This is a genomic window from Mesocryomonas fontinalis, from assembly GCF_055730125.2.
Map to the genome: position 1 here is coordinate 220,952 of NZ_JBUZWG020000009.1, position 10,458 is coordinate 231,409.

At 59.9% G+C, this 10,458-nt stretch carries 9 protein-coding genes and 1 pseudogene; 2 read left to right on the forward strand and 8 right to left on the reverse strand.

What is annotated here, in order from left to right; translation table 11 throughout:
• Window positions 1–186 precede the first annotated feature (186 nt).
• From ACZL02_RS20800 to ACZL02_RS20815, 4 genes are all read right to left on the reverse strand, one after another.
• Window positions 187–1,272 carry a helix-turn-helix transcriptional regulator gene (locus tag ACZL02_RS20800; RefSeq protein WP_472940790.1) on the reverse strand — a complete coding sequence of 362 codons (1,086 nt, stop codon included), beginning with the start codon at window positions 1,270–1,272 and terminating at the stop codon, window positions 187–189.
• 508 nt (window positions 1,273–1,780) lie between these two features.
• Complete coding sequence (locus ACZL02_RS20805) at window positions 1,781–2,485, reverse strand: hypothetical protein (protein ID WP_472940791.1); 705 nt, start codon at window positions 2,483–2,485, stop codon at window positions 1,781–1,783.
• Between the two features lie 65 nt (window positions 2,486–2,550).
• Entirely contained in the window at window positions 2,551–4,179 is a 1,629-nt protein-coding gene (locus ACZL02_RS20810) for a lactate permease LctP family transporter (RefSeq protein WP_472940792.1), read from the reverse strand.
• A gap of 62 nt (window positions 4,180–4,241) precedes the next feature.
• Window positions 4,242–5,234, reverse strand: a complete 993-nt coding sequence (locus ACZL02_RS20815) for a 2-hydroxyacid dehydrogenase (RefSeq protein ID WP_472940793.1) — start codon at window positions 5,232–5,234, stop codon at window positions 4,242–4,244.
• A 397-nt stretch (window positions 5,235–5,631) separates the two neighbouring features.
• Between ACZL02_RS20815 and ACZL02_RS20820 the strand changes: the two genes are divergently transcribed.
• Window positions 5,632–5,838, forward strand: coding sequence for a hypothetical protein (locus ACZL02_RS20820; protein ID WP_472940794.1), 207 nt, complete (start codon window positions 5,632–5,634; stop codon window positions 5,836–5,838).
• A gap of 63 nt (window positions 5,839–5,901) precedes the next feature.
• Here ACZL02_RS20820 and ACZL02_RS20825 read toward each other — a convergent pair whose 3' ends face one another.
• The 4 genes from ACZL02_RS20825 to ACZL02_RS20840 all read right to left on the reverse strand — a co-directional run bounded on the left by ACZL02_RS20825 (window position 5,902) and on the right by ACZL02_RS20840 (window position 10,203).
• On the reverse strand, window positions 5,902–7,338 hold the full coding sequence (locus ACZL02_RS20825) for a DUF6880 family protein (protein ID WP_472940795.1): 1,437 nt from the start codon (window positions 7,336–7,338) through the stop codon (window positions 5,902–5,904).
• 103 nt (window positions 7,339–7,441) lie between these two features.
• The gene (locus ACZL02_RS20830) at window positions 7,442–8,719 is read right to left on the reverse strand and encodes a PAN domain-containing protein (RefSeq protein WP_472940796.1); all 1,278 of its coding nucleotides are present in this window, start codon (window positions 8,717–8,719) and stop codon (window positions 7,442–7,444) included.
• Window positions 8,720–8,852: 133 nt separating this feature from the next.
• Window positions 8,853–9,599: a hypothetical protein gene (locus tag ACZL02_RS20835; protein ID WP_472940797.1), complete on the reverse strand. Its 747-nt coding sequence runs from the start codon at window positions 9,597–9,599 to the stop codon at window positions 8,853–8,855.
• Window positions 9,592–10,203: a hypothetical protein gene (locus ACZL02_RS20840; protein ID WP_472940798.1), complete on the reverse strand. Its 612-nt coding sequence runs from the start codon at window positions 10,201–10,203 to the stop codon at window positions 9,592–9,594. The genes ACZL02_RS20835 and ACZL02_RS20840 overlap by 8 nt, the downstream gene beginning before the upstream one ends.
• Before the next feature lie 82 nt (window positions 10,204–10,285).
• On the opposite strand from ACZL02_RS20840, the pseudogene ACZL02_RS20845 reads away from it, so the two are divergent.
• A pseudogene (locus tag ACZL02_RS20845) lies at window positions 10,286–10,458 on the forward strand (site-specific integrase); the annotation flags it as partial.

Genomic DNA, 10,458 nt, shown 5'->3' on the forward strand with positions numbered 1-10,458 from the left:
GATGAAGGCGAGAGCGAAAAGCCTCGATCTCAAGTCCTAGGCTGAGCGATGGGGCCGAGATCTAAGTCCGAGTTGATAAGTTCAGTTCAGCCCGCGACACGAGGATCCTTGAGAGCACCACGCTCGCCGATATACTCAGCCGCTACCAGCTCGAGGTGACGTCGACCAAGCGAGGCTGAGTGCAGGCTAAGCGACCTGCGGCAGTCCAGATACAAGCCTGACGAGGTCAACCTGCCGGCTTACACCGATCTTGCGGAAGATCGCCTTCGTGTGGGTGCGCACCGTCTCGTGGGAGAGCGAGAGTTGTTTCGCAATCTCGATACCCGAGACTCCTTCAGCAAGCCTCCGCGCAATTCGAGACTCCGAAGGAGTTAGGTCAAAGATTGCCTCCAGTATCGAGGCGTCCGGCACGCCGCCTTGTCCGATGCGAGAAACGATCAGCAGCGCATCGCCGCGATTGAAGATATCACGGGCTGTCGCAACCAGCGGGACGAGGTGGGCAATCGCGGGGACGCTACCGTCGCGTCCTGGCAAGGGGAATGTCATTGGTGGCCGTGGCCGTCCGTCCCTTGTGCCCAAAGCGTCGAGAGCATAACCGAGCGACTGGTTGGCGGTGGTTTCATTAAGAGAGACACGGTCGAAGGCTCGCAGGGTGACAAACTCGCCCATTTCATCGAAGTGGCTATTGCTGGCGACGACGACACCGGACGCCGAGATCACGGCAGCCGCTAAGCCGATCATGTTCAGCCCGGCCACCGTGTCCCGCGCTCGTTCAAGGCCCAGTCGCGCCGCTACCATGCCTGCACGCGCTAGGTGCGGGCGCAGGGGATCCAATATGGCCTTGACCGAGTCTTCCACCGGGCCGAGCTCATAGCGCCGTTCGAGGCTCACCACGAGAACGTCGCCGGTCAGCGGAACAATCGACGTCCCGATCGACCAGCCTAGCCCACGCGGGCGAAAGAAATCGCGATAGAGCGGGCTGTTTTCGATCTCCGTGATGGGGAGGGTGTCATGGTCCGTAACGAAGCTGGCAAGGCGCTGGCGGAAGGCGGCGTCGCCTCGCGTGTTCCGTGCGGCCCATCCTTCGGAGACGAATGCTTCGAAATGGGGCCGCATGCTCAGCGAAGAGGTCCAATGAGGAGCCCCTGTTCCGGCTGCGAACAACACGCCGCCTTCGGCTTTTGCAAAGGTGGACATTTTATCGAGAACGTTGGGCCAGAGCTCTGAATTGATGCCGGCTTCGTAGATCAGATCGATCAGCGCTTCAGACACTTCTGCTTCCAAACTAACTGCCCAACGCGCAATGCTTAGACATTGCGGCATTTTCGAAGATGCCACCGGTAGTAGAGCCAGCGCAAACATTTGATTTCACTCTCACCCTATCGGGTGAGGCGCACTGAGCTCAATCCTTGCTACTTTTTGCAATGCAGATCGTTGTTCGCGGACTGTATTGGAACGAGCTACACCCAGCCGGACCAATGTCGAGCAGTGCGCCGACTCCCAATCGGCGCACTGACATCGCCTTCAACGAAGTGATCTTAGTGGGTTCAACAGATCGAGTTCAGAGAAATGCGTGATGCCCCTTCGTATCTTCACTTGAGCCACCTTATCCATCTCCTTCGACAGGCTGCGGTCGAGAACAATTCGATAGCCCTAAGAGATGAAAATGGCGGCCTAGGATACTGCCTCGGTGCCGCACTCGCTAACGATGCTGCCGATGCACTGCAGAGCTTTTTGGATGGGTCGATTGCAAACTGGCCGGCCGCTACGGGTAGCGCAGCTACTGAAGCTCCAGGTCCGCAATAAGCGGTGCATGATCGCTGACGGCAGTCGCGACGAAGTCAGCATGCGTCCCGATCTCCACATGCCGGATAGCCATGTAGTCGATGTGGAATGCGGCCTCCTGCGTCGCCTGCCAGCGCCAGAAATGGGTCGGCACGCTCTCCGCGCCGTAGCCCTCACCCGAATGCTCGTGCCAGGCGCTTCTGAAACCGAGGTCAGCGAACCGATCCATGACCGGCTGGCATCGACGCGTGGCTGATCGCTTAGCATCGAGGCGAACGGTAAGATTCAAGTCGCCGGCGACGATGGCGGGGCCTACGCTCAGAAACTCGCAATAGCGCTCGAGGGCGCCGAGGACGGGCAGGGCGTAGCCGGAGCTATCCTTCACGCAGCATCCAAGAACGCGGACCTCCAGATCGCCTTTTCGGGCGATGGCAGGAAGGAACAGGCGCTCCAGCGCATCGGGCACCGCTTGCGTCTCATTGGTCCAACCGTTGAAGCCTACAACAGCCAGTCCGCGCTTACCTTCGTGTCCTACGCAAGCGACTTTCTGAGGCCCACCGAAAAGCTCGACACACTCGACGCCGATTTCTGACAGGACGGCGATATCGGGCTGCGGATCTCTGACGTGCCCGAGCTTACGAGCGATCCCACCGGTGCAGTTCCAGGCGATGATGCGAAGAGGTAACAAGGCATCAGCCATCGTTTATGCGGTCAACGCTACTCAGTGTTAGCTGCAATGCCTTGTGACGTCCCCCAAGCTGGCGATTAGCCCACAGTCATCACGACTGAGAGCATCATTGCCCAAGCGCATACGTAAGCCAGCAGCGCCAGGCTATAGCCGAGGGTGGTGCGCATGATATCGGATTCGCGGCCGACCATGCCGACAGCGGCTGCGGCGATGGCGATCGACTGGGGCGAGATCAGCTTGGCCATGACACCGCCGCTCGTATTGGCGGCAACGAGGAGGGCGGGGCTGGTGCCGATCTGAGTGGCAGTGACGGCCTGCAGATGGGCGAACAGCGTGTTGCTGTTGACCACCGAGCCGGTGATGAACACGCCGAGCCAGCCGATTACCGGCGCGATCAGCGGGAACAAGCTTCCCGTCTTAGCAAGGCCAAGGCCGATGCTCGACGAGCCGCCGGAGAAGTTGGCGATGTAGGCCACCGCCATGATCAGCGAAATCATCGTCAGCGGGCGCCATAGTTCGGTCGCAGCAAGCTTCAGCTGCGTGCCGGCCGAAGCGAAGGAAAGTCGCGGTGACAGGGCGGTGGTGAGAAGGGCCGCGAGAAGGATGGCAGTGGCGGGCGCGGCGATCAGCGCGACGTTCCACACCGCCGGTAGTAGGTGCGCCGCTGCGACAACCGGCGGCATTTCCTGCACTGCACCGTTCAGAAAGGGGATTGCCAGCCTCAGGGTGGTGACGGCGAGCGGGCCGCCAACGGCGAACAGTGCCTTGAAGGCCGGCAAGCTCCAGAGCAGAATGGCACCGGTGAGGATGTAGAAGGGTGACCAGGCGGCGATCACCTGGGGCAGTGTCCAACGCTGGTCGGAGATCGGCGGCGCGCCGTCCTCGCGGTAGATGTGGTGCGGACGCCAGACCTGCATGAACAGCGCGAGCGCGCCCATCGAGACCAGCGGCGCGATGATATCGGTAAGCTCCGGGCCGAGAAGCAGAAGCGTCGCCGTCTGGACGCCGCTGAACAGCACGCCGATCAGCAGCAACACCGGCCAGGTCTCGCGCAGGCCGCGCCAGCCGTCGAGCACCAGGATCAATAGCGTCGGCACGAACAAGGTGGAGAATTGCACGATGGCGATCATCATCAGCGACATGTCCGCGAGATCGACGCCGCCCTGTTGCGCGCCGACCAAGACGGGGATGCCGATCGCGCCATAGGCGCCCGCGGCCGCGTTGGCGAGGAGGCAGAGCATCGCCGCCTTCACAGGCCGGAAGCCGAGTTCGACAAGCAGCGCGGCGCAGATGGCGATGGGCACGCCGAAGCCCGCGGCGCCCTCGAGGAAGGCGCCGAAACAGAAGGCGATGAGGATTACCTGGATGCGCTGGTCCTCGGATATTGCCGCGATGCTGCCGCGGATCACCTCGAACTTGCCGCTCTTCACCGCCAGCTTGTAGAGCCAGACCGCCATTAGCACGATTGCACCGATCGGCCAGAAGCCGCCGAGCATGCCAAAGACGGCGGCGGCGACGATCTTCTCCACCGGCATGCCGAAGACGAAGAAGGCGACGAGGAAGGCCAGCGCCAACGTCAGCAGTGCGGCGTTAAGGCCCTTCAGCTTCAGGACGGTCAGCGCAACGAGGAAGAAGAGGATGGGGAAGGCCGCCGAGAGGGCCGACAGAAGGCCGTTGCCGAGCGGGTCGTAGATCTGTTGCCACATAGGAAGCGGTCCTCAGCGAGGGGTCTGCCGGGAGCGCCGGAGCGTCAGAACGGCTGGCGTCCTCAGGTGAGGACGTTGCCGCAAGGTTTGCCGTCGGCGAAGCAGGTGAGGTTGGCGAGCGTCACCGCGGAGATCTCACGCAGCGCATCGGCGGTGAAGAAGCCTTGGTGTCCGGTAACGAGCACATTCGGGAAGGTCATCAGCCGCTGGAAGACGTCGTCGTCGATGATGTCGGACGAGCGGTCGTGGAAGAACAGCGCGTTCTCCTGCTCGTAGACGTCGATGGCGAGGTGGCCGAGATGGCCGGACTTTAGAGCCGCGATGACTGCTGCCGTGTCGATCAAGCCGCCGCGCGAGGTGTTGACCAGCATGGCGCCGCGCTTCATCTGCGCCAGCGTCTCGGCGTTGATCATGTGCTGGGTCGCGGGGACCAGCGGGCAGTGCAGGGACACGATGTCGGATCTCTCAAGGAGTTCGCGCAGGTCGACCATGTCGCCGACGAATCCGGGCGAGGGCACTGGGTCGTAGCCGAGCACCGTGCAGCCGATGCCGGCGAGGATGCGGGCGGTGGCAAGGCCGATCTTGCCGGTGCCAGCGATGCCGGCGGTCTTGCCGTGCAGCGTGATGCCAAGGAGGCCGTCGAGCTGGAAGTTGCCCTCGCGCACCCGGTTGTAGGCACGGTGAGTGTTGCGGTTGAGGGTCATGATCATGGCGATCGCATGCTCGGCGACCGCCTCCGGCGAATAGGCGGGAACGCGGGCGACGAAGAAGTCGAGATCAGCAGCGACCTTTAGGTCCACATTGTTGAAACCGGCACAGCGCAGAAGAACGGCGCGGACGCCGAGATCCTGGAGGCTGCTTAGCACTGCGGCGTCGAGCACGTCGTTGACGAAGACACAGACAGCGTCGCAGTCCTTCGCCAACACGGCGGTCTGTGCCGAGAGGGTGGCGTCCTGGTAGACGAGGGTGAAGCGATCGCCCGTCCCGCCTTTCGCCAGCGCCTCGTCAAGGAAGCGCCGGTCATAAGCCTGCGTGCTAAAAACTGCGATTTTCATTCGATGCCTTGAAGCATCGACCTGCCAATGAGAACCATTGGTGCATCGCCATGCTACGCCATTATACAGATCACAGCGCTGTGAAGCGAAAAATCGTTTCTCAACTCGGCTTCACCGAGAAACGCTGCCGGATGCATAGCTGCCATGCAAGACGAAGTCGTGAGACATTGATGCCGGACGAGGCGACTTTTAGATGTCCGCCAGCTACGATTCCGCCGCTTCGGTAGCTGCGTGTTCTGCTATACGAAGCTCCACCGGCTGTCGCCGCGACGTCGTTCTCGTCTTTGTCGTCTAGCCCCGCGGCTGGTCGGCGATCCAAGTGTCTGGGAGGAGCATTTGGTGATAGGCTTGCAGGGCAGTGTCGTGGCGCAGCCGGTAATTCCTTCAGGAAGCGATTATGGGTATTCTACAGTCCATTCTCGGCGCTTTGCGTCGGCTTCGCGGTTCGGCTGGTTCATTAGCGGGCCAGAAAGGGCTGGGACCAAACGTGGTCAGCCTGTCGGCTACCAAGAAGGATCGCGCCCGGGCGGTTGAAAAACAGCGTCGCGCTCAGATCGAAGCGGAGCGCGAGAAGCGCTGGAGTGAGCCGGCCAAGGGTAAATAGCCGCTAAATTGAACTCTGAGACGGCACGCTATCCGGGTAGGCAGCTTTGCGACGGCAGATATCCTATGAGACCATCTCCCAGAAGCCATACTTCTTTCCGTGTCGGCGCTGGAGGTTCGTCAGATATACCTGATGCAATACCGCGCTATCGAGATCGGTGATGCGCCGGGCGAGGGCATTACACTCCACAAGATGCCGCGCAGCGTGCCTGTAGCGGCTGGATTTGGCGCCATCGAGGATGAAGTCGATCATGGAGCGCAGGACGGTGGTAGCTGCGAGCGGGTGTCTCTCGGCGAGAGCCTCAGCAGCTGGAGTCATCACCTCATACAGATTTCCATCCAACTCCTGCCGTCGATTCAAGACGAGCTTCGCCGCTTCACCGAGAGCAGGCCAGCCGAGAAAGAATACCAGTGCACGGTGAATGTCAGAGAAGCCCTGGGCATAAGCAAGTGCCTTCGCCTCCGCCTCGACATCATCGAAGTCGGGTAGGCGTTTGAGGAATGCGCGCAGATGCTGATCATTTAGCGACCGCTCGAAACACTCCCAGCGAAACGCCTGAGCCTCTTCGCCACGGCCGAGTGCATCGAGTGTTTTGGCACGAGTAAACTGCCATTCAAACGGGACGTCCGGTCGGGATTTGGTCTCCGCTTTATCTAGCGCCGTCAGAGCTTCCTTAGCCCGCCCTGCGGATAGCAAGCGATTGGCCATGTCGGCCGCGATCATCGGTGATTGGTGGGTGTTCTTCGGTTGCTGGGCGATGTAGGCATCCACGTCACCCTGGGCGTCCGCGATCTCCTGCAGGGCGAGGCGCACAGTGAGATCTCGATGGTTGCCGTAAACCTCGTCCTCGTAGACCGGGCCTTGGCTGCTCCAGCCGATGACCTTGCGATCTTCCTTTGCCGCCTTCTCTTTCGGTTCAGTGCTCCACTGGACGAAGAGGCCTTTCAGGTGATCAAGGCCGCTCTTCCCAAGCGCCGGCACCATGGCGGAGATCAAATGGTCATATTGGCCATAGCCATTGTCCTGAACCGCCTTGAACACCTTCTCCGCTAGCTGGCCGCAATTTACGCTAGCCGCTTTCGCTATGACGCCGGCATCGGTGCATGCCTGATGGAAGCTCTGGATCAGCGAACCGCTGCCGTCGTCAGACCGTTTGAAGATGGGTGTAGCGAGCGCGAGGAAGTGCCACAGCAGTTCCAGGCCTTCTTTTGGATCGTTGGCAGCGACAACATCGACGATCGTCTTCCTCTGGGTCTCGAGGTCTGCCTTGAGTGCCTTCACCTTCCGCCAGTCGATGAATGTCTGGGCTCGTGCGATACTCGTCAGCCGTTTGCGAACCTCTCGTGCGAGCTCTACGCTGCTGCGATTGCCGACGAGCTCCATCCGCAGCCGCCGCTTTTGCGCGGCATTGCCGGTGCTGATCTCAATCAGGAGCTCTGATAGACGCTGGGCGCCGAGAGCTTCGAGGTTCTTTGCGTTGAGTGTGGTCTTGGCTGCCATCGATCGTCACGCTGGTTGGCCGCTGACCCTAGCCGAAGGGTAGCCGAGAGGCCAAGTCTGCGGCGGTCATCAGATTGCCAGGATGACGTTCCGGCCGACAAACCTATTCGAGCGCAATCACCGACATCGGCGAGAACGTCGCTAGCTTTTTGCCACCGCTGACCATGCCGGGCTTGTAGCGTGGCTCACCGACGCTCGACTTCAGCCAGCATTCCTTCTTGCGCTTGATAAAGGTGAAGGCCTGGCACTGGTCGTTGGTGACACATGCCAGCCTGCATTGCGGGCCAGTTCTTGCTGTCGGATGGGCTCGCGAAGATAGGTCCCGGCCGGGAAGGTCGATGTCCTCAACCATTCCTTCGCGGGGATCGATGATGCCCATTGAGAATGGTGCTGGGTCCTGCTCGGCGCGGTTCAGCAGGAGTCCGGAGATCGCCATGACATTGCCGTCCATCGCGCCGCTGCCCGTCTTCAGAAAGCAGTTCGGCCCGCGGGTGATCCGGGTGTCGGCGTTGTAGGTGAAGGCCTTGCACTCTGGGCCGATCTCAAAGCAGCGACGGGCGCACTGGCTGGCCTCTCCGACGCGCACGGCTTCGATGTCCTGCCCGTTGAAGTCGAGGCCGCTGTAGAGCGCCATTCGCGTTGGGCGGCGCGTATAGGCCTCCAGGGTCGAAAGGTCGGGGGTAGGGAGGGTAGCTAACGAGGCAACGGCAGGTGCAGTGGCGTCAGCTGCGGCCGGCGGGGAATTCGGCAGTGAGGATACAGACGGTGTCTCGTCCACAGGAGTCGCTTGGGCAGCGGCGGGTGTCGCGCCTGCCGACCTGTTTATTCCATAGAGCGCTACCTCGGACGGGGAGAAGAAGTGCATATTGGTGGCCGGCGTCTTGAACATGATGGTCAGGACGTCGATCGGCGTCTGGAAGCGGTTGAGGACTTCAATAATGTCGGCAATCGAGAGCTGGGCGGACTCGAGGTCGCCGACGTCGTTTGAGACTTGATGGACGCCGAGCTGACCGTCTGCACGACGTTCGGCACCCGCCAAGAAGATGAAGGCGCAGGCGGATGCGCAGGTCGATCCAGCCGGAATCAGCGTTGCCATCTTCCGGAGGTGCACGTCGTCGGCGATGAGAAGTCCCATCTGCACGAGCCCACCTGGACTGTTTAGCACCAAGATCCTGGCGTCTGGGGCAGCGTTCAAAGCGCGGCGAAAGTTCAGGGCCGACCCGGCATCGAGAGCGCCGTCCATGCGGATCGCCTCGGGGTGCTCGCTATCGACGCTGAAGAGGCCGAATTGCTTCTCGGCCGCGTTCGCCGTTGGTGCGAAATGTGCCATCGCGCACATGATAAAAGCGATTGTCAAAGACCGGGCGAGGATATTCGTCATGGTGTGCGCCGACCAAGAGAGCATATGGCAGCATTGGGCACTTGTCGCCCACTGGTTGCAATAGCTCTGCGCCTTCTCAGCTGCCGAACGGCACCTAAGCTTAACGTCCGGTTCGGCGGTGCTTCCCCTGCCGTCAGCTTGCATCTAGATTAGGACGGGCAGCCTGTCTCATGTGCCAGTGCTCCCCCGTCTGAGAAGTCGTCTTATTAATATCGCATCGCTCCGGAACAAGAAAGCTGTCAGGTGCCGATGATAAGTTCAGCGGCATAAAGAATGGAGCACCATTGTTCTGCTTGACGAAGTCTGGCCAACTTAGGGCTGTTAGCTTTTTCGGTCGTCTGGGCGATGTTAGAACCATATAGACCTCGATCGCCTTTTGAGAGTCATTGACTGGTGCAACTTGGTCAGCAAGCTGAGCCCACTGCCACATCCTGTTGCACTTGCTCGCAATTTGCTGATTTCCCCACGCTGTTAGACCCTTTGCTTCAATCAGCACAACAGTTCTGTCGAATGCGATTACCAGATCGAAATCTTCGTTCGATCCTCTGATAAGCCGGTTCGGTAATTCACCGGGCTTTGTTGGCATTGCTGGATTGGGAAGTGGACTTTGCAGTTCACCCTGGAGCCTGTCGCATACAAAGGCACCAAATAGAGAGTCGATATGGTAGTCGATTGCCCACCAAGCGTTCTGAGGGATCGACAGGCGAAGCAAAGCTTCGAGGCGATTCCGGAAGTCACTTGACAGGCTTAGAGCCTGATTTGGATCTCCAAGCGCATTACGAATAAGCCAGTAGCGCTCCTTACGATTGAACGCTTCCAAGCACTGCACGAGCGACAGAGGCTCTTTCGTTTCGTCGACGGTGTCGAGCAGCTCACTCATCCCAGCCGATGCCTCCAGCCCGTCGAGGCTGAGCTGCCTGCTCTACCAAACGTCTAACTCTCGGAGCCCAGCGATCGGATGAGAATGCCATGGCGGGATGGTGCATACGCCCATATAGCTGCTGGCCGTCGTCATAGAGCGCATAGTCCCACCAGGACCCAGTCATGCCGTCTAGCGTAGGCGCAAGCCAGCGCCATAATCGGTCGCCGCAAACAAGAATTGCGGAAGGATTGGTGATTGCGATGGCCGCCCTCAATGGCTCTGGACCCATGCGAAACATTTCGTTGGTGGGCTTTCGGTGCCGTCCATCGGCCAAGACGGGAACGTAGTTATAAAAGACGACTGAATTCCAGAAATTCTTGATGTCATTTTCTTTAAAATTGTAGTGATGACGGCCTATTGTCACTTGCATTAGGTTGGTGAAAAACTTGTGTCGCTTCTCTATTGCCCACTCATTAATCACGTCCGATGTGAAGCCGACTGGGGTCTGCCCTATTTCTTCTGGCGTATGCGTATAATGCGATTCACCTAGGATCATAAGGCGAGAGCCGCCAACACTGTTATCGTTTTGCCCGAAATTTTCGCCTATCCATGGATCGAACATTTCCTGAAATCCCTTCGAGGCTTCCTTGGCACCCCTGTGCCGGCATCCTACGCACTCTCTCAGTGAACCACTGGAGATTGCAATGGCGACGATCCGAAAGCTCAGAGGTAGATGGCAAGCGCAGGTGCGCCGTCGTGGAATGAAGCCCCGGGCCAAGTCATTCGATCTCAAGTCCGAGGCTGAGCGCTGGGCTCGTGATCTAGAAGGTCAGGTCGACAAGTTCGGCTCGGCGCCCGACACCAGGATCCTCGAGAG